This window comes from Myxococcus sp. CA023, assembly GCF_010998615.1.
GTDB lineage: Bacteria > Myxococcota > Myxococcia > Myxococcales > Myxococcaceae > Myxococcus.
Window position 1 is genome coordinate 55,320 of sequence record NZ_JAAEAH010000048.1, and the last position, 18,814, is coordinate 74,133.

Sequence of the window (18,814 nt, forward strand, 5' to 3'; positions counted from 1 at the left end):
CGACGTTTCAGGACGTGATGCGGTGGGCATCCCGCCTCGGAAGGGGTGGCGCGAGGCCGTGGGGCACCCCACGATGTGGAGTGGGCCCTGGAACCAGGAGGAGTCGCGTCAATGGTCGTCATCGTCATGGGGGTATCCGGAGCGGGGAAGACGACGGTGGGCCGCACCCTGGCAGCCGAGCTGGGCTGGCGCTTCATCGACGCGGATGACCTGCACCCGCGCTCCAACGTGATGAAGATGGCCGCGGGCGCGCCGCTGACGGACGAGGACCGCGCGCCCTGGCTGAGCAAGCTGCGCGACGAAGTGGCGCGGGCGCTGGCGCAGGGCGAGGACGTGGTGATGGCGTTTTCCGGCCTCAAGCAGGCCTACCGCACGCTGCTGGAGGAGCTGGACCCCGCGCACGTGAGGTGGGTGTTCCTGCACGCGCCGCATGAGGTGCTCGCCCGCCGGATGTCGCAGCGCCAGGGGCACTTCATGCCCGCGTCCCTGCTGGAGAGTCAGATGGCCGCCATGGAGCTGCCCTCGCGCGCGCTCAGCGTGGACGTGACGCCGCCGCCGGCGGACATCGTGAAGCACATTCGTGACGAGCTGGGAGTCTGACGGCTGAACTCTCGCGTCGAAGCAGGAGGACGGCTCGCCCCTTGGCCGCCCGGCTGATGTATAGCGCTCCGTTGGGTTGCCAACTTTCCGCTTCATCCACCCTCAAGGACCCGCACCATGCCCACCGCTTCGACGCCACCCATCTCCGCCCAGGATGCCCTCGCGCGCCTTCGGGAAGGCAATCAGCGGTTCGTCCTGAACGCGCGCAGCATGGACAACCTGCTCGGCCGTTCCGCCCGGCAGGCACTGGTGGCGGGGCAGAGTCCCATCGCCATCATCCTCTCGTGCTCGGACTCGCGCGCGCCGTCGGAGTACATCTTCGACCAGGGGTTGGGGGACCTGTTCGTCATCCGCGTGGCGGGCAACGTCGTCGCGCCGTCGCTGGTGGGCAGCGTGGAGTTCGCGGCGGCGAAGTTCGGCACGCGCCTGGCGGTGGTGATGGGGCATTCGCACTGCGGCGCCATCCAGGCCACGCTGGACTACGTGCGTGACGGCAAGGGCACGGTGTCCGACAACATCCACGACATCGTGGAGCGCTGCCGCGCGCCGGTGATGACGGTGGTGAGCGCCGCCGGGCCGAATGCGGACCCGGAGTTCCTGATGAAGGAAGCCGTCCGCGCCAACATCCGCAACTCCTGCGACAGTCTCCGCCATGGCAGCCGCTTGCTGGAGCGTCTGCGCCGCGAGGAAGGCATGCTCATCGTCGGCGCCGAGTATTCGCTGGAGACGGGCGCGGTCGACTTCTTCGACGGCGTCTGAGAGAGGACACGTTCATGAAGAAGCTGGTCAACGCCCCTCGCGCGGTGGTGCGGGAGATGCTGGAGGGGTTGGTCTCGCTCGCCCCCGGACAGGTGCTGCTGGAAGGGGAGTCGGTGGTGCTCCGCGCCGACACGCCTTCCGACGTCCGCGCGCGCAAGGTGGCTGTCATCTCCGGTGGCGGCAGCGGCCATGAGCCGGCGCACGCGGGCTACGTGGGCGCGGGCATGCTGGACGCGGCGGTGGCCGGTGACGTCTTCACCTCACCCAGCACCGATGCCGTGCTGGCCGCCATCCGCGCCGTCGCGGGGCCCGCGGGCGCGCTGCTCGTCGTGAAGAACTACACCGGGGACCGGCTCAACTTCGGGCTCGCCGCCGAGCTGGCGCGCACCGAGGGCATCCCCGTGGAGATGGTGGTGGTTGCGGACGACGTGTCCCTGCACGATACGGTGGAGCCCGCGCGGCGCCGGGGCATCGCTGGCACGGTGCTGGTCCACAAGGTCGCGGGCGCGGCGGCCGCGGCGGGCGCGGCGCTCCAGGACGTCCTCCGCGAGGTCACCGCGACGGCGGAGGCGCTGGGCACCATGGGCGTGGCCCTGGGGCCCTGCACCGTGCCCGCGGCGGGCAAGCCGGGCTTCACGCTGGGGGAGGACGAAATCGAGCTGGGCCTGGGCATCCACGGCGAGCAGGGCGTGCGGCGCGTGCCGATGCAGACGGCGGACAACCTGGTGGACACGCTGCTCACCACCATCGTCGAGGACCGGCGCATCAGCTCGGGAGACCGGGTGGTGCTGCTCGTCAACGGACTGGGCGGCACGCCGCCCATGGAGCTGGCCATCGTCGCCCGGCACGCATTGGCTGTTCTGCGTCAGGGCGGCATCCGCGTGGAGCGCGCGTGGAGCGGGACGTTCCTCTCCGCGCTGGAGATGCCCGGCTGCTCGTTGACGCTGCTGAAGGTGGACGACGCGCGGCTGGCCCGCCTGGATGCGGCGGCGGATGCGCCCGCGTGGCCCGGCGCGGGACGGCTGCCGAAGGAGCCGGCGGGGTACCGGCCTTCGCCCTCGGCGTCTTCGGCATCGCTTCCCGCGGAGGCGCCGCAACCGGGGATGGACCGCTTCCGGATGGCCGCCCTGCGGGTGGCGGACGCGTTCGAGCAGTCGGAGCCCCGGCTGACCGCACTCGACAGCGCCGCGGGCGACGGTGACCTGGGCCTCAGCCTGGTGCGGGGCGCCGAGGCGATTCGCGCCCTGCCAGAGGACGTGTGGACGAGCCCCGCGCGCGCGTTGACGGCGCTTGGCAACGCGCTCCGGCGCAGCATCGGCGGCAGTTCGGGGCCCTTCTATGCGACGGCGCTGCTGCGTGCCGCGCGACGGCTGGCGGAAGGGTCCGTGGATGCCGCCGCCTGGGCCGAGGCCTTCGACCTGGCCGTCACCGCTGTATCGGAGCTGGGCGGCGCGCGGCCCGGAGACCGCACCATGCTCGATGCGCTGCGGCCCGCCGCGGATGCGTTCGCGAAGGCGGTGCGGGACGGACAGGGGGCTCGTGACGCCTGGACCGCCGCGGTCCAGGCGGCCGAGGCGGGAGAGGAGGCGACGTCCCGGATGCAGCCGCGTCTGGGCCGCGCCAGCTACCTGGGGACGCGCGCCGTCGGCGTTCCCGACGCGGGCGCCGCCGCCGTGGTGGTGTGGATGAAGGCGCTCACGCCCTTGCTCGGCTGAGCGCCGTCGAGGACCGCGCCCCTCGGAACGAGCCCCGCGGCGTCACTTCTGGCGCACCGTGGGGCCGGAAGTCCCGGAGCGCGCGGGCCCCTGAGGCGCAGCGCGTCCGGCTCCCTCAGGATGCAAAGTCCGTGGAGAGGGACAGCGCACGGTGGGCGGCCATCTCGCGGGCGACGAAGGCGTTCTTGTCCTCGATGCTCTTCACCGTGTCGCTGCCCAGGGCGAGGCGCAGGGGTGGGTTCTCCATCTTCGCCAGTTCGAGCATCGCGGTCGCGAGCTTTGATGGGTCCCCCGGCTGACGGTGATTGAGCTCGGTGGCGTGTGTCCGGATGGCGCCGACCGTCTCCGCGTAGTCGGGAATGCTGGCCGCGGCCCGGGTGAGCGAGGCCGCGTCCAGGAAGTCGGTGCGGAAGTAGCCGGGCTCGACGACGGTGACGTGGATGCCCAGCGGCGCCAGTTCCTGGTGCAACGCCTCGCTCAGCCCCTCCACGGCGAACTTCGTGGAGCAGTACACACCCCAGCCCGCCCCCGCGTGGTAGCCGCCAATGGACGACAGGTTGATGATGTGCCCGGAGCGCAGCTGGCGCATGCCAGGCAGCACCGCGCGGGTGACGGTGAGCAGTCCGAAGACGTTGGTGCGGTAGACCTTCTCGACTTCCTCGGCGCTCGCCTCCTCGACGCCGCCGAGCAGGCCGATGCCCGCGTTGTTCACGAGCACATCGATGCGGCCCGTGCTCGCCACCACGCTCCGGGCCTCTGCCTCGTTGGTGACATCCAGCTTCGCCGCCACCAGCCTCGGGTGGGGCGCCAGGGGAATGCTCTTCGGATTGCGCGCCGTGGCGATGACACGGTCTCCCGCATCGAGTGCCGCCTGCGCGATGAGAGCGCCGAAACCACGGGATGCGCCAGTGATGAGCCAGGTCTTCATGGGGTGTGCTCCTCTTCGAGGGGGTGCGCGCAAAGAACTACGCCGCGTTCGCTCGTGAGAGAATGCGCACGGTGTGCACAAGACTGTTGAGTGCAGTCCAATATGCGGGAGGCGCCCGCCCATGCAGGCGGACATCCGTGAGCTGACTCCGGTTCACCAACGGCTCACGTTACGCGTGGGAGATGGAGCGTGGCGGCAAGGAGCTGGAAGTGGAGACGCGCGGCACGCTGACGATGAGTGACCAGGTGGAGATTCTCGAAGCCGCGCTGGCCGGATTGGGGCTGGCGTATGTCTTCGAGTCCCAGGTGGAGTCCCTGCTCCGGCAGCGACGGCTGGTCCGCGTCCTGGATGCATGGTGCCCGTCCTACCCGGGCTTCTTCCTCTACTACCCGAGCCGCCGGCACCTGCCCCCCGTGCTCAAGGCGTTCGTCGACTTCGTGCGGGGAAGGCCGAAACGGCAGAGAGGAGTCCGGGCGTGGCGCGCGCGTTCAGCGGACGCCCGGATTCGGACCTTCCGGCCTACTGCACCCAGCGTTTGCTGGTCTGGTACGCGTTCACCAGGGGGGAGACCAGGGTGATGCGCGGCCCCCAACGGGTGGCGTCCTCCTGGTCTTCATCCCGCAGGGATTTCAGTGAAAGAATTTCCGACATACAGGCCAGCGGCGCGTGCTGCCAGACCTGGGTGAGGTCGTCGGCGGTCACGTCGCCGATGAGCTCGCCGTGCACGTCGTCCACCACCGGCAGCCGGCTCGGGCCATACCGCTGCATCAGTGACAGTGCCCTCACCACCGTGTCCGTGGGGAAGAGCGTCACCGCCTTCGCCACCCTGTCCTCGCGCTCCACGTACAGCTCCGTCATCGCCGGCCTCGCCACCCTGTTGTTGCCCTGCGAGGCACCGTAGCAAGACAGTTGCCAACAACCGGGGCGTTGCCCGGCACGGGCGGGGAGGCAGGCGAGGGCTGGCTGCTGTCGCCCGGGTGACACACTTCGTGGGACGAAGGCGGCTACAGCCGGATGCCCACCGAGGTCCGCAACTGGGTGTCGAGCTTGGGGACGCCCATGGGCGGAGAGTTGTCGAAGGTGAGGTTGAAGCCGATGCCCACGCTGAGGCGTTCGTTGGGCTTCACCTCGAAGATGGTGTCGTTGAGCAGGCGGATGTCGGCGGGATTCGTCACGCGGGGCTGGGCGTAGAGCGTCTGCACCAGGAAGACGTTCTCCATGAACTCCAGCCGCCCCAGCACGTAGCTGGACAGGCGCGGGTCGGTGCGGAACTCCCCGGCATCCGGTTCGGAATCCCGGCGGATGCGCTCGTGCTCCAGCATCAGCGCGAGCCCCACCACCAGCATGGCCTTCTTGTCGGTCAGCACCCTCACCCGGGGCCCCGCGCCCAGCAGGGCCCGGAACTGGATGCGGCGGAACTTGTCGAACTCGTGTTGGAGGAACACCTCGCCGGAGAGCCGCTCCGTGAATCCGTAGCGGTAGCGGACGTGCTCCATCACCTTGCTGACGATGACCTCATTGGCGGCGAAGGCGTACTCTCCCCGGATGACGGCCAGCCAGGTGTGCTTCTCGCTGCGCCACTGGCCCAGCAGGGCGCCGCGCACGCTGAAGAGGTCGGTGCTGCCCGTGCGCCAGTCCGCGCCCAGGTCCACGGCCACCGAACGCCCCGGGCCCGTGTTCTCGTCGAACAGCGCCTGGACGTTGACGATCTGCGCCGCCGCGCTCGCCGCGTGAAGCCACACGAGCAGCAGCACCCACCTGCTGGATTTCCGTCCCGCCATGGCCCGGGTCTGCCCCGTCGGCCGGCATGGTTCAATGGCTCCCGTGCGGCTCAGGGCAGGCGCTCCACCGTGGCCCCCGCGCGCTCCAGCAGCTCCCGGTACCAGTCGAAGGCGCGCGCGGTCCGCTCGCCCAGGGCCTTGGCGCCCCAGAGCACGGTGAGGGTGCGGCGGGTGTCCGCGTTCGTCTTGGTGCGCTGCGCGTCCTTGACGGCGTTGGCGCACGGGCCTTCTGCGTCGAAGAGACACAGCAGGCCCGCCAGGTCGATGCTCTGCCCGGACGCGTTGAAGACGTACTGCGCGCCCTCCGGGGCCACGCCTACGCGGAAGGGGGCGGTGGCCCGGTCCAGGTCCACCACGCTGATGGGCAGGCCGCTGTGCAGGGACACCGCGTTGCAGGCATCCACGGCCAGGTTGATGGCGCCCAGCGAGCCGTCACCCGAGGCGCGCACCAGGTACTCCGACGCGGGCTTGCCACGCCCGGTGGGCTTGTAGCCGCCGTGGCGGAGCATGTCGCGGATGGCGCCGCGCACGGTGTCGTCGCTGGACAGGGGCGCGGTGGCGCCGGGCTTCAGCAGGGCCACCAGCCACTCCGGGGAGGGCAGTCCGCCCAGGGGCGCGGGGAAGGTGGTGGTGAAGGCCAGGGTGTCCAGGGAGGGGTGGGCGTCGACGGTCAGCACGGCGCGGCAGTCTATGCCATGGCGCGAGTGGGGGCAGGTCCCACTTCCAGCCTGGGACCGGGGGCTCCCCCGCCTGTCGGCTCCCATGCAAGAGAAGTCGCTTCCCAGGGGTTCGGAACATTCTTCCCGGGGCGGGCTACGTGGCATAAGGGCGCCGCACCCGCTTCCGGGCCCCCCGCACGCACATGATTCGTCTCGACAACATCAGCAAGCAGAACGGCCAGCAGATTCTCTTCATCGAGGCCTCCGCGGCGCTCCACAAGGGGGAGAAGGTGGGCCTCGTCGGACCCAACGGGGCCGGCAAGACGACGCTGTTCCGGATGATTACCAGCCAGGAGCACCCCGACGAGGGCCAGGTCGCGGTCGACCGGGGCGTCACCATTGGCTACTTCAGCCAGGACGTGGGTGAGATGGAGGGCCGCAGCGCCGCCGCCGAGGTGATGGACGGCGCGGGCCCGGTGAGCACGGTGGCCGCCGAGCTGAAGGAACTGGAGGCCGCCATGGCCGACCCGGACCAGGCGGACAACATGGACAAGCTCGTGGAGCGCTACGGCCTGGTCCAGGGGCGCTTCGAGGAGCTGGGCGGCTACGCGCTGGAAGGCCGCGCGCGGGAGATTCTCGCGGGCCTGGGCTTCAGCCAGGAGATGATGGACGGCGACGTGGGCGCGCTGTCGGGCGGTTGGAAGATGCGCGTGGCGCTGGCCCGCATCCTCCTGATGCGCCCGGACGCGATGCTGCTCGACGAGCCGAGCAACCATCTCGACATCGAGAGCCTCATCTGGCTGGAGGAGTTCCTCAAGAACTACGACGGCGCGCTGCTGATGACGTCGCACGACCGCGAGTTCATGAACCGCATCGTGAACAAGGTGGTGGAGATCGACGGCGGCTCGCTGTCGACGTACACCGGCAACTACGAGTTCTACGAGCAGCAGCGGGCGATGAACGAGAAGCAGCAGCAGGCGCAGTTCGAGCGCCAGCAGGCCATGCTCGCCAAGGAGCTGAAGTTCATCGAGCGCTTCAAGGCGCGCGCCTCGCACGCCGCGCAGGTGCAGAGCCGGGTGAAGAAGCTGGAGAAGATTGAGCGCGTGGAGCCGCCCAAGCGGCGCCAGACGGTGCTCTTCGAGTTCCAGCCGGCGCCGCGCTCGGGCGACGACGTGGTGAGCCTGAAGGGCGTTCACAAGGCCTACGGCAGCCGCACCATCTACGAGGGGCTGGACTTCCTGGTGCGCCGCACGGAGCGCTGGGCCGTCATGGGCGTCAACGGCGCGGGCAAGTCCACGCTGCTGAAGCTGGTGACGGGCTCCACGCAGCCGGACACGGGCAACGTGGCGCTGGGGGGCAGCGTGAAGATGGGTTACTTCGCGCAGCACGCCATGGACCTGCTGGACGGCGAGCGGACGGTGTTCCAGGCGCTGGAGGACGCCTTCCCTCGCGCGGGTCAGGGCTCGCTGCGGGCGCTGGCCGGCTGCTTCGGCTTCTCCGGCGACGAGGTGGAGAAGAAGTGCCGCGTGCTGTCCGGTGGTGAGAAGGCCCGGCTCGTCATGGCGAAGATGCTCTTCGACCCGCCGAACTTCCTGGTGTTGGACGAGCCCACCAACCACCTGGACATGGCCACGAAGGAGATGCTGATTACGGCGCTCTCCCGCTACGAGGGGACGATGCTGTTCGTCTCCCACGACCGTCACTTCCTGGCCGCGCTGTCCAACCGCGTGCTGGAGCTGACGCCCGAGGGCATCCACCAGTACGGCGGCGGCTACACCGAGTACGTGGCCCGCACCGGCCAGGAAGCGCCGGGCCTGCGGAGCTGAGGCGCGCGGTTCAGGCACGGGCCGACAGCGCCCGTGCCCCGCGTGCTCAGGACTCCGCGCGGCTCCGTGCCGCCAGGACGCCCCGGAGCGCCCGCATCTCACCCAGCAGCTCCTTCGCCGCGCCGAGCGTCTCGGCCGAGGGAGCCGTTGAGGGCGGCGGCAGGGCCGGCTCGGCATGCTGCGGCTCGCCCAGCCCGGCGTCCCGGTGCATGCGCACGCGCGTCATGATGACGTCGCGAATCTCCTCCGGATTGTCCACGCCCCGGAAGTGGGCCTCATGCAGCCCTTCGCGGGTCGACGCGTCCGCGTCGCGCGAACCGCTGTTGCCGCCTCCACCCGCCGTCTCCACCTTCACGTCGGAGATGCCGAACAGCCGCTGAAGCGGGTTCTGCCGGATGGAGACCTGCTGGATGTTCGCGAAGGTCATCGTCTTCTCCTGAAGCGAGACGAGCCCTTCCCGGATGCGCAGGCTGCGGTCGGAGAGGATGTACCAGCGGTACTCGTAGTCGAGCCAGGCCACCAGGAAGGTGATGGGGAGCTGCACCGCGAACGCGAGCCAGGCGAACAGCTCGACGGCGAAGAAGACGGTATCCGCATACGCGTAGGGGATGTGCGGGACGAACCGGTGCTTCACCGCGACCCAGGTGAAAATCAGGCCCACCACGACGCTGGCCTGCCGCAATCCCCAATGGAGCAGTTGGAGCCGGCGATAGGACGGCGCGGAGCGGAAGACGCGCACCGCGGCCCCTTCGGGGATGTGGGGCGCGGGGGGCACCTTCAGCAGGCGCAGGAGCCAGGCAGGCGCGGCGTCAGACATCCTGCTTCTCCCGCGTGTCGCTGGCGCCCAGGCTCAGCCGCAACGCCCGCACCTCCGAGGCAATCTCCCGGAGCGTCGCCGCGAGCTCATCCGAACCTCCCGGCGTGACGTGCGCCGCGTCGTTCGCGGGCACGGCGCGCTCCCGGCTTCCCCGCATCTTCGAATAGAGGAAGTCCCGCATGGCGCCGTAGTCGGGAATGCCCTCGATGGTGATTTCCGCCTGCGAGTTGCCGCTGGCGGTCTGGATTTGAATCCGCGCGAGCCCGAGCCAGCGCTCCACCACGTTGCTGGACAGGTGGATGTCCTGGATGCGCGCGTAGGTGAGGGACACCTCGCGCCGGAAGAGGATGCCCCAGCGGACGGTGATGCCCTCGGCGTCCAGTGTGTAGCGGAGCGTCTGGTACTTGAAGTAGCGGATGAGCCCGAGGATGGGGAAGCCGGGGCCGGCCAGCAGCGCGCTGACGAGGTAGTAGGTGAGCAGGCTGCGGTGCGGCTGCAGCACCGTGGGCAGGCGCGACAGGAAGCCCCCGTCGCGGGTCGCGGCTGTGAGGGCGTGAGACGAGTCGGTCATGGACGGCCGTGCAGGATGGTGGCGATACGGACGAGCACCGGCGTGATTGCACCGGCCCGCCCGCGATTCTGCGCCCAGGGGGAGGGGGACGGCCACCCCCTCCCAGGCGTACCTATCCGCGGTGAATCAGAGCGGGGCGTCCGTCGCGCAGCTGGGCGCGTCGCTCTCCGCGGTCAGCCGAGCGAGCGACTTCGGGGCTGCGTCCGTGTAGGGCGACACGCCGAGCACCAGGCACGTCCGGTACACGAGGTCACCGCTCGCGGGGAATGCGTTGATGGGGAGCGAGGCGCCCGCGTTGAAATACACGGAGCTCAGCGCGGAGCCGTAGAACGGGCTGCTGCCCCAGGCGAACTTCTTGCCCGTCACCGGCGTCGCGGCCGACAGCCCGCTGTACTGCGCGGACTGGAAGGGCCACTCGCCCTCGGAGAAGCCCCCGCTGAGCAGCGCCCGCCCCGAGGCCGCCCGCGTCGTCCCGTTGTTGAGGCTGTAGCCGCCGTACACCAGCCCGGTGTTCTGGCCGAGCTTCAGCTCGACGAGCCCCAACTCATACAGCACGCCGGAGGTGGGGTGCCGCGCCAGCAGCGCATGGTACTTGCGCGTGTTTCCGATGGGCTCGTTCCACGTCCAGTTCGCCTCGGTGGTGAGCGCGCCCGCGGCGGCCACTCCGGTCGTGAAGTGGTGGAGGGAGTCACCCCACTGCACGTTGTTGAGGGTGGCGCTGGCGGTGGCGTCCGCGAACTCGACGACGCCGTAGGGGCCTCGCATGTCGAAGGACAGCTGGCCCGCGGTGGCCTCGCCCAGGTCCATCCGCGTGTCGATGCGCGGGAAGTCCGTGCCCTTCTGGAAGACCCACTGGATGGTGACGGGCACCATGAACTTCTGGTGCGCGGCGGACGCTGACGCCGTCGCCTCCGTCACGTTGGCCATGGCGGCGCGCGTGCCCCACTTGGGATACCGCAGCGTGAAGCTGTGGCTGGCGGAGGTGGACGCCGCGGAAATCTCCGAGCGCGAGGCCTCCACAGGAAAGCCCAGCCCCAGCGGCGAGTCGTCCTCGCCATGCCGCCCCGCGATGGTGCCGGACGTGCCGTTGTCGAAGGTGCGGTACAGCTCGTGGGCCACGAAGTAGCCGAAGCCCGCTTCGCCCCCGGCCGTGCCATCCACCGTCACCGTGCGCCACTCCGCGCCGGCGGGCACCTGATACGTCATCTGCACCGCGTAGCCGCCGTTGCCAGCGGGCGACTGCCGCTTGAGGGACACCGTGCGCGGGCGCCCCTGCGCGTCCGTCCATGCGTAGCGGTCCACGGGGATTCCCGCCACCGTGGTCGTCTCGCGAGAGACGCCATCGCCCTGCTCGGAGGTGGGCTCGGGGCCGGCGTCCGGGGCACCCGCATCCGGAGTGCCGCTGTCGCCGCTGCCTCCGTCCGTGCCCGCGTCCGTCACGCCCGCATCCTCCGGTCCCTCCCCTGAGCCGCCGCCGTCGCAGGCCCCCAGGGCCAGCGCCATTCCCAGCCAGAACCCCGCACGCCGTCGTCCGTTCTTGGTCATGGGCACAGTTATCCCGGAAAACGGGAGACTTGTGCCAGGGAGCCCCGGCCTTACTCGAACAGGCGTCCTGCCAGCCGTGCCAGCTTCTGCGCCTTGCCCGTGAAGGGTGGGAAGAACAGGTGGACCAGGGACGTGCGCCCCTGGCGCAGCACCGCGCGCTCGTGGCTGAAGGTCCGGAAGCCCGTCTCGCCGTGATACGCGCCCACGCCGCTGGCGCCCACGCCGCCGAAGGGCAGGTTCGGGTTCACGTTGTGCAGCACCACCGTGTTGATGCACGCGCCGCCCGAGCGCGTCTCCCGCAGCAGCCGCTCCACCGTGGCCTCGTCGTTGCTGAACACGTAGAGCGCCAGGGGCTTGCCGTCCTCGCGCACGTGCGACACCACTTCGTCCAGGGACTCGAAGCGCAGCACCGGCAGCACCGGTCCGAAAATCTCCTCGGCCATGATGGGCGTGTCCGGCTTCACGTCCGCGAGCACCGTGGGCGCGATGTAACGCGACTCCGCGCCCACGCCGCCGCCCACCACCACGCGCGCGCCGGCCTCCACGGTGCGGTCCATCAACTGGCGCACCCGCGTGAAGGCGCTGTCATCCACCATGCGGCACAGGTCCAGGCTCGCGCGGCGTGCCTCCTCGGTGCGGCCGTAGAAGCGCTCCAGGGCCTCCTTCATCGCCTCCAGCAGGGCCTCTTCCTTTGACGCGTGGACCCAGACGTGGTCGGGGGCGATGCACGTCTGTCCGCCGTTGAGGAACTTGCCCCACACCACGCGCTCGGCAGCGGCGGCGACATCCGCCGTCTCATCGACGATGACGGGCGACTTGCCACCCAGCTCCAACGTCACGCTGGCCAGGTGCTTCGCCGCGGCCTCCATCACCCGCCGGCCCACGCGGGCCCCACCGGTGAAGAAGACGTGGTCGAAGGGAAGCCGCAGCAGCGCCTCGCCCACCTCCGGGCCTCCCTCCACCACCGCGACCTCTTCTGGGGGAAAGACATCCTTCACCAGCTCCGCGATGAAGCGCGCCGTGTTGGGTGTCTTCTCACTGGGCTTGCACAGGACGGCGTTGCCCGCGGCCACCGCGGCGACCAGCGGCGACACCAGCAGGTGGAAGGGATAGTTCCACGGGGCCATCACCAGCACCACGCCCCGGGGCTCGTACTGCACCAGGCTGGACGTGCCGGTGAGCAGCAGGGGCGTGGAGACCTTCCGGGGCTTCATCCACGTCTTGAGGTGCTTCTGGATGGAGGCCAACTCCATCAGGACGGGGAGGACCTCGGTGGCCTCCACCTCCACGCGCGGCTTGCGGAAGTCGGCGTGGAGCGCCTCGGCCAGGGCCTCGCGCCGGGCGACGAGCAGCGTCTTGAGCTGCTCCAGCCGGGCCAGCCGTTCCTTCATGCCGCGGCGCGCCACCTCCCAGCGATGCGCATGGAGGCGGTCGAACGCCTCCTGCACACCGTCCGGCATCCGTGCTTCTTCCAACTTCACCACGCGCATCGCCCGGCTCCTTCCGGAGGTGCCCCGGCCTGGGTTGCCTACTCCATCAGCCGGGTCGCGCGGGAGGCCAATTCCTGCGCCTTCCCGCGATACGGCGGGAAGAACACCGAAGCCAGCGACTTCATCCACTGAACCATCACGGCCCGCTCATGGCTGAACGTCTTGAAGCCGAAATGGCCGTGGTAGTTCCCCAGGCCACTGGTACCAACCCCGCCGAACGGGAGGTTGGGGTTCGCGAGGTGGACGAGCACGTTGTTCACCACCGCGCCACCCGACGTGGTGTTCTGGAAGATGTCTTCCACCGCCCGCTTGTCCTGGCTGAACACGTAGAGGGCCAAAGGCTTCCCGCCCGCGCGGATGTGCGCGTAGACCTCTTCACGGGACTGGAAGGTGAGCACCGGCAGCACCGGTCCGAAAATCTCGCCCTCCATCACCGGGCTCTCCGCCGTCACGCCGGACAGCACGGTGGGCGCGATGTAGCGCGAGGGCTCGTCTGTCTCCCCGCCCACCTCCACCTTTGCTCCCGCGGCCACCGAGCGCTCGAGCAGGTCCTTCACCCGCCGCCACGCCACCGGGTCCACCAGTCGCGTCAGGTCAGGGCTCGCCTGCCGCTCCTGCTCCGTGCCGCCGTAGAAGCGCGTGATGGACGCCTTGAGCGCATCCAGGAACGCCCGCTCCTTCGACGCGTGCACGAACACGTAGTCCGGCGCCACGCACGTCTGGCCGCCGTTGACGAACTTGCCCCAGCACAGGCGCTCCGCCGCGGCGGCGACGTCCGCCGTCTCATCGACGATGACGGGCGACTTGCCACCCAGCTCCAACGTCACGCTGGCCAGGTGTTTCGCCGCGGCCTCCATCACCTTGCGGCCGATGCGCGTGTTGCCGGTGAAGAAGATGTGGTCGAAGGGCAGCTCCAGCAGCGCCTCCGCCGTCTCCGCTCCGCCTTCGAACAGCGCCACCTCGTTCTCGGGAAACACGTCCTTCACCAACTGCGCCAGGAAGCGCGAGGTGTGCGGCGTCTTCTCGCTGGGCTTGCAGATGACGGTGTTGCCCGCGGCGATGGCGGCCACCAGCGGCGACACCAGCAGGTTGAAGGGGTAGTTCCACGGCGACAGCAGCAGCACCGTGCCGCGCGCCTCGTAGCGCACGTGGCTGGACGAGCCCGCCAGCAGCATCGGCGTGCCCACCCGCATGGGCTTCATCCACGACTTGAGGTGCCGCACCGTGTGGTTCAGCTCCTCCAACGTGGGGTGCAGCTCCGTCAGCTCCACCTCCACCGCGGGCTTGCGGAAGTCCGCGTGGATGGCGTCCGCCAGCTCCGCGCGGCGGGCGATGATGGCTTCGCGCAGCCGCTTCAGCCGGGCGATGCGTTCGGCGGCCGTGGTGCGGGACATCGTCCAGCGGTGCGCGCGCTGGGCTTCGAACACCGCGCGGATGCGCTCGGTGTCGGCGGTGTGCTGCGTGTTGGCTTGAGACGCTGCTTCGAGCATGGGTTTCTCCAGGGGGTGGGAAAGGGGCCTCAGCGGGACTCCAGCCCGCGAAGAAGGGTGGAGAGGGCCGTCGTCAGCTCGGCGGTGAAGTCGACGCGCAGCGGCGCCAGGTGGGGCAGTGCCTCCAGCACCTCGCGCGCCACCGGGGCCACGTCCGCCATCTGCCGCAGACCCGTCACCAGCGCGTGCAGGTGGATGAAGAAGCGCGGGCCTTCTCCGGCATGAAGGAAGGACAGCCGCTGCTCCACCAGCGTGCCCGCGCGGACCAGCGCCGCCAGCAGCCGCTCCTTGAACGGGCGGAGCTGCTCGGCCGTCACGTTCTGCTCCAGCACCGTCTGCAGCAGCGCGAGCAGCCGCGTCAGGGCCTCCTCGCCCTCCAGCGACTCGGCCACCGTGCGCGCCAGCCGGGGCCCCGTCCAGGCCGACGTGTCCTCCGCCAGCAGTTCGTCCAGTCGGGCGAACCACGCGAAGAGCAGGTCCTCCAGCAGCGCCAGGAACAGCGCCTCCTTGGTGGGGAAGTAGAGGAACACTGTGCCCTTGGCCAGCATCGCCCGGCCGGCCACGTCCGCCATCTTCACCTCGGCGTAGGACGTCGCCTGATACAGGGCCAGGGCCTCATTCAGGATGAGTTGCCGCCGCGCTTCCTTGTCCTCGTCCTTGCGAGCTCGCTGGGGTAGGGCCCGATTCGCCTTCGCCGCTGAGGTGCTGGCCATGGCTCATGGATGAATGACCCGCGGTCATTCGTCAAGTGACTGAAGGTCATTTGTTCGCCAGGTGGCTAGGTGAGGATATGTGTGGTGGAGTGTGCTCCATGCGTCCCATCGAGGCGGAGCTCCTGTCGGGCAGCGCGCTGTACCGGGAGGTGGTGTTGGAGAAGCTGCTCCACGCCCGGGAGTCGGTGTGGATGGCCACGGCCAACGTGAAGGCGATGTTCGTGGAGCACGGCGGCCGTTTCGTCCCGCTGGTGGACGTGCTGGACACGCTCGCCGCGCGTGGCGTGGCGCTGCGCCTGTTGCACGCGGAGCTGCCGAGCCGGCCCTTTCGCGCCGCCTTCGACCGGCAGGCGCGGCTGGTGGCGGGTGGCTTGTCGCTCAAGGTCTGTCCGCGCGTGCACTTCAAGGCGGTGGTGGTGGATGGCGCCTGGGCATACCTGGGCAGCGCCAACCTCACCGGCGCGGGGCTGGGCGCCAAGGGCGACTCCGCGCGCAACTTCGAGCTGGGCTTCGTCACGGAGGACTTCGACGTCATCGACCGGGTGACGGCGCTCTACGAAGCGGTGTGGAGCGGCGCCGAGTGCAAGGCATGCAAGCTCCGCGCGGTGTGTCCCGACCCCATTCTGCCCGCAGGCAAGCGAGCGCCCACGCCGCGCCGTCCTCGCGCGGATGCCCCACGCCTGGGCAAGGCGCGCCGTCTCCAGCGGGGCGCGAAGGCCGCCACGCGCTAGGTTGGCCACATCGCGCGTCGCGTGATGCGGACGAGGAGCGGGTGGTGGCGCTGGAGCGCCTGGCGCCGGCGCCCAGGTCCTTGGCTTGAACCACGGCGCTGCGCTCTCTTCTCGATGCCGGGGGGACGGCTTTCAGCGGGAAGCGGCCAGGGCCTCCAGTTCGGGAGGAGGCACCGCGCCGTGTTCGCCCAGGAGGCTCGTGGCGAGCCGTTCCAGTGTCTCCCGCCACTCCGCGCGCTCCACGGCGGTGGGATTCTCGATGCAGTCGTCCAGCACGTCGTCCACGCCCAACAGGGGATGGGCGAGTTCCGCCAGCCGCTTGGCGCTCAGCGAAGGGTCCAGCTCCAGGCTGAGCAGGAGTGAGCCCAGCAGCGCCTGGTCGTGCTCGCGCAGCTCGGGGCGGAGGTTCACCTGCGTGAGCAGCTCAGCGAACACCGCGATGTCCTGCCACAGCCTCCGGCCGGACACGGCGTCATGGCCATCCCGCCCGCGCAGCCAGTCCAGCACCGCCGCCTGGAGCCGCCGCAGCTCGGTGCGGTCCTCGATGCGAAGGTCCTCGTAGATTTCCCGGCCCGTCAGCTCGGAGAAGCACACCGCGGCCCGGCGCAGCACGGGCGCCAGCCACGGCGCGGTGGGCTCCGCGCGCGTGAGCAGCCCCCGGCGGAACAGCACGTAGGCCTGACGCACCTTCAGCGACCGCTCCAGCTCCTGGGAGAGGAGTCCTTCGAGCCGGGGCGTCAGCCCCTCATGCGCGCACAACGCGCGCTCCACCGCGGCGGCGCACTTGAAGAGGCGGCGCCGGGCGCTGCCACACGTGGCGATGATGTTCCAGGGCGCCTCGGAGTCCGTCATCGCCCCCAGCCGCTCCAGCCGTTCGCCCAGGTCCATGCGCGCCATGAAGGCCAGGTCCGCGATGCGCTGCCGCCGGGTGTCGGCGACGAAGCCCGGCGGGTCCTCATCCTCTTCGTAATGGGCGCGAACGGAGCCCAGCGCCTGGGCCCCCACGAGGATGGCGTTCCGCAGCGCCAGCACGGATTCCTGCAAGAGGCGCGGGACCTCCTCCTGCTCGCACCGGCGCAGGTCCACCTGCCGCGCCAGGTGAATCGCGTCCGTCAGCGCTGTCTGTAATTGACCGGGCGTCAAGGGAAGCAGCTCCGAGGCCAGCGGTGGAAGCGCCGGCAGGGTGGGCGTCGCGTTCTATGTTTTTGTAGTGTTTGTAGATAAATATTGTCAAATCGCCGTGGAGTGCGGGAATCAGTCTGAAAGTCCGCTGAGCGTCGGAACTCCCGGAGTCTCGCGTGCCAGGTATCGCACCCACGAGGTGTCAATGGCTTGCGCGTCACCCGCTGAATCGCGCGGTCCCGCCTGACAACGTTTGAGAATGTTGAGCGCCTGTGGTGACTGGCAGGGATTGCCGGGAGCCAGCGGCTTCCCGGCTCCAGGGCGTGACTACTCGGGGACTTCGGACGTGGCCGCGACGGGGCCCTTGCCGGGCGCTCCGGCCACTTCCTCCATCAGGGCCTCGGCGGGTGGTGGCGTGCCGTTGCCCTGCGGCTGCTTCTGCCGGTCCCGCCACGCGCTGGGGGACTCGCCCACCAGCTTGCGGAAGAGGCTGCTGAAGTGCTGGAGCGAGGCGCAGCCCACCTCCACCGCCACTGCGGTGAGCTTCATGTTCGACTCGCGCAGCAGCGACTGCGCCATGCGCACCTGCACCGCGTTGAGCTCCGCCTGGAAGGACGTGCTGGCCTCCTTCAGCCGGCGTTGCAGCGTCCGTTCGGACATGCCCATCTCCCGGGCCACGTCCGACAGATTCACCTCCGGCAGCCGGCCCCGCATCACCTGGTGCAGCTCGCGCAGCAGGGGAGACTGGCCGGTGGCCTCCGCGACCAGTCCGTTGAGCTCCGCCAGCAGCGCCGCGGCCTCGGCCTCCGGCTGCCCCAACCACTGAAGGGCGGTGTCGGGAGCGGTGAAGGCCCGGCTGGGATAGGCCCCGGACAGCAGCGTGTAGAAGCCGCCCACCACCGCGCCCACCACGCCTTCAGGCCGCACCAGCGCCTGCTTCAGCACGGAGGTGCTGAAGTCCTTCTCGCGGGGCTGCATGTATTTGACCAGGGCGGTAAAGGCCATGGGGTCCGCGGCCTCCAGCCGGCGCGCGTCCACCAGCGAGGCATGCGGCTTGGCGGGGGACAACTCCACGTCCAGCACCTGGACGAGCCGACGCACCTCGGCCTCTCCGGGACGTCCCCAGAGGATGAAGCCGCACAGGTCCACCGAGGCGTACCAGTGGAGGAAGCCCTCCCCGACTAGGTAACGGCCGTGGGGGTCCCGGAGGTAATCTTCGACTCCGTCTGCCGATCGCACGGCTTGGCAGAATAGCGCTTCACCACCCGTGCCACCCACAACGGATTGATGGGGGAGAGCCCAGTCGTCAGCTCTGGACGGAGCCTGGACGTCCGAGCGAGCTCCTCGGTGAGGGCCGGAAGCTCGTACCAGGGCACCTGCGGCTTCAGGTGATGGGCCTGGTGGTAGCCCGCGTTGAAGAACCACCGGTTGTAGAAGGCGGAATAGGACGTGGTCCCCAGGGCGTCCTTCTGCTCGGAGTCCGTTTCGAAGTGGGCCGCCAGGTTGAGCCAGTGGATGCAGAACTGCGTCACCAGCAGCACCCCCCACCAGGCCAGGCCCAGCGCGGGCTTCCACACGATGAGCGCCAGCAGCGCGCCGTCCACCACCAGGAAATCCACCGCCAGCTCCAGCCGCTGGTTCTTCTTCTTCGCCCACTGCCAGACCTGGCCCAGCGTCTCGTAGGGCCACAGCCACGGCGTCAGCGCCGAGCGCAGGCAGTAGCGGAAGACGCGCTCTCCGGGACGGCGGCGGCCCCAGTCGCCCGGGCCGTCATCGTACCGGTGGTGGTTGAAGTGGTGGATGAAGTAGCCCCGGTAGGGGAACCCACACGCCATGCCCAGCGAACGGGATACCACCCAGTGCGCCAGCGGAGGCCGGGCGATGGACACGTGCATGTGGTTGTGCAGGACGGCGTAGTTCCAGAAGCAGATGGCCCAGCCCAGCAGGCACATGGCCAGCCGCCCCACCCAGGGAAGCGCGTCCCAGCTCAAGATGAAGGCTGGGAACCATCCCCACCACAACGCATGAACCGCGAGCTGCGGCAGGTCGGCTGAAGGGGGCGGGGGG

At 69.8% G+C, this 18,814-nt stretch carries 18 protein-coding genes and 1 pseudogene; 6 read left to right on the forward strand and 13 right to left on the reverse strand.

Annotated elements, in window-relative coordinates; translation table 11 throughout:
* The first annotated feature begins 111 nt into the window (after positions 1-111).
* From F8M74_RS21545 to F8M74_RS21555, 3 genes are all read left to right on the forward strand, one after another.
* Positions 112-600 (forward strand): gluconokinase, encoded by a 489-nt coding sequence (locus tag F8M74_RS21545; protein ID WP_141253823.1) that lies wholly within the window; start codon positions 112-114, stop codon positions 598-600.
* Positions 601-717: 117 nt separating this feature from the next.
* Positions 718-1,359, forward strand: a complete 642-nt coding sequence (locus F8M74_RS21550; protein ID WP_141253824.1) for a carbonic anhydrase — start codon at positions 718-720, stop codon at positions 1,357-1,359.
* Between the two features lie 14 nt (positions 1,360-1,373).
* On the forward strand, positions 1,374-3,074 hold the full coding sequence (locus F8M74_RS21555; RefSeq protein ID WP_141253825.1) for a dihydroxyacetone kinase family protein: 1,701 nt from the start codon (positions 1,374-1,376) through the stop codon (positions 3,072-3,074).
* 115 nt (positions 3,075-3,189) lie between these two features.
* On the opposite strand, the gene F8M74_RS21560 is transcribed toward F8M74_RS21555, so the two are convergent.
* Positions 3,190-4,002 carry an oxidoreductase gene (locus F8M74_RS21560; RefSeq protein ID WP_141253826.1) on the reverse strand — a complete coding sequence of 271 codons (813 nt, stop codon included), beginning with the start codon at positions 4,000-4,002 and terminating at the stop codon, positions 3,190-3,192.
* 161 nt (positions 4,003-4,163) lie between these two features.
* Here F8M74_RS21560 and F8M74_RS21565 point away from each other — a divergent pair.
* Positions 4,164-4,580 (forward strand): annotated as a pseudogene (locus F8M74_RS21565) (LysR substrate-binding domain-containing protein); the annotation flags it as partial.
* On the opposite strand, the gene F8M74_RS21570 reads toward F8M74_RS21565, so the two are convergent.
* The 3 genes from F8M74_RS21570 to F8M74_RS21580 all read right to left on the reverse strand — a co-directional run bounded on the left by F8M74_RS21570 (position 4,522) and on the right by F8M74_RS21580 (position 6,460).
* Entirely contained in the window at positions 4,522-4,860 is a 339-nt protein-coding gene (locus tag F8M74_RS21570) for a CBS domain-containing protein (RefSeq protein WP_216619642.1), read from the reverse strand. The pseudogene F8M74_RS21565 and the gene F8M74_RS21570 sit on opposite strands and share 59 nt — an antisense overlap.
* A gap of 146 nt (positions 4,861-5,006) precedes the next feature.
* Entirely contained in the window at positions 5,007-5,783 is a 777-nt protein-coding gene (locus tag F8M74_RS21575) for a YdiY family protein (RefSeq protein WP_141253828.1), read from the reverse strand.
* A gap of 50 nt (positions 5,784-5,833) precedes the next feature.
* On the reverse strand, positions 5,834-6,460 hold the full coding sequence (locus F8M74_RS21580) for a phenylalanine--tRNA ligase beta subunit-related protein (RefSeq protein ID WP_141253829.1): 627 nt from the start codon (positions 6,458-6,460) through the stop codon (positions 5,834-5,836).
* 185 nt (positions 6,461-6,645) lie between these two features.
* Here F8M74_RS21580 and F8M74_RS21585 point away from each other — a divergent pair, with 185 nt between their 5' ends.
* Positions 6,646-8,268, forward strand: a complete 1,623-nt coding sequence (locus F8M74_RS21585) for an ABC-F family ATP-binding cassette domain-containing protein (RefSeq protein WP_140787092.1) — start codon at positions 6,646-6,648, stop codon at positions 8,266-8,268.
* A 46-nt stretch (positions 8,269-8,314) separates the two neighbouring features.
* Here the strand turns inward: F8M74_RS21585 and F8M74_RS21590 are convergent, their stop codons facing one another.
* The 6 genes from F8M74_RS21590 to F8M74_RS21615 all read right to left on the reverse strand — a co-directional run bounded on the left by F8M74_RS21590 (position 8,315) and on the right by F8M74_RS21615 (position 14,894).
* Positions 8,315-9,085 (reverse strand): PH domain-containing protein, encoded by a 771-nt coding sequence (locus tag F8M74_RS21590; RefSeq protein ID WP_141253830.1) that lies wholly within the window; start codon positions 9,083-9,085, stop codon positions 8,315-8,317.
* Positions 9,078-9,656, reverse strand: a complete 579-nt coding sequence (locus F8M74_RS21595; protein WP_141253831.1) for a PH domain-containing protein — start codon at positions 9,654-9,656, stop codon at positions 9,078-9,080. Before F8M74_RS21595 ends, F8M74_RS21590 begins: the two co-directional genes overlap by 8 nt.
* A gap of 126 nt (positions 9,657-9,782) precedes the next feature.
* Positions 9,783-11,201: a hypothetical protein gene (locus tag F8M74_RS21600; RefSeq protein WP_141253832.1), complete on the reverse strand. Its 1,419-nt coding sequence runs from the start codon at positions 11,199-11,201 to the stop codon at positions 9,783-9,785.
* A gap of 50 nt (positions 11,202-11,251) precedes the next feature.
* Positions 11,252-12,691 (reverse strand): aldehyde dehydrogenase family protein, encoded by a 1,440-nt coding sequence (locus F8M74_RS21605; protein ID WP_141253833.1) that lies wholly within the window; start codon positions 12,689-12,691, stop codon positions 11,252-11,254.
* A gap of 38 nt (positions 12,692-12,729) precedes the next feature.
* Complete coding sequence (locus tag F8M74_RS21610) at positions 12,730-14,181, reverse strand: aldehyde dehydrogenase family protein (RefSeq protein WP_141253834.1); 1,452 nt, start codon at positions 14,179-14,181, stop codon at positions 12,730-12,732.
* A gap of 29 nt (positions 14,182-14,210) precedes the next feature.
* Positions 14,211-14,894 (reverse strand): TetR/AcrR family transcriptional regulator, encoded by a 684-nt coding sequence (locus F8M74_RS21615; protein WP_141253835.1) that lies wholly within the window; start codon positions 14,892-14,894, stop codon positions 14,211-14,213.
* 98 nt (positions 14,895-14,992) lie between these two features.
* On the opposite strand from F8M74_RS21615, the gene F8M74_RS21620 reads away from it, so the two are divergent.
* A complete protein-coding gene (locus F8M74_RS21620; RefSeq protein ID WP_141253836.1) occupies positions 14,993-15,625 on the forward strand; it encodes a phospholipase D-like domain-containing protein in 633 nt (210 codons plus the stop codon).
* Between the two features lie 132 nt (positions 15,626-15,757).
* Here F8M74_RS21620 and F8M74_RS21625 read toward each other — a convergent pair whose 3' ends face one another.
* The 3 genes from F8M74_RS21625 to F8M74_RS21635 form a co-directional block, all read right to left on the reverse strand.
* Positions 15,758-16,768 carry a hypothetical protein gene (locus F8M74_RS21625; RefSeq protein WP_141253837.1) on the reverse strand — a complete coding sequence of 337 codons (1,011 nt, stop codon included), beginning with the start codon at positions 16,766-16,768 and terminating at the stop codon, positions 15,758-15,760.
* A gap of 306 nt (positions 16,769-17,074) precedes the next feature.
* On the reverse strand, positions 17,075-17,848 hold the full coding sequence (locus F8M74_RS21630) for a helix-turn-helix transcriptional regulator (RefSeq protein ID WP_171410090.1): 774 nt from the start codon (positions 17,846-17,848) through the stop codon (positions 17,075-17,077).
* A gap of 80 nt (positions 17,849-17,928) precedes the next feature.
* Positions 17,929-18,814, reverse strand: an 886-nt coding sequence (locus F8M74_RS21635) for a fatty acid desaturase (RefSeq protein WP_163884521.1), incomplete at its 5' end; no start/stop codon positions are given.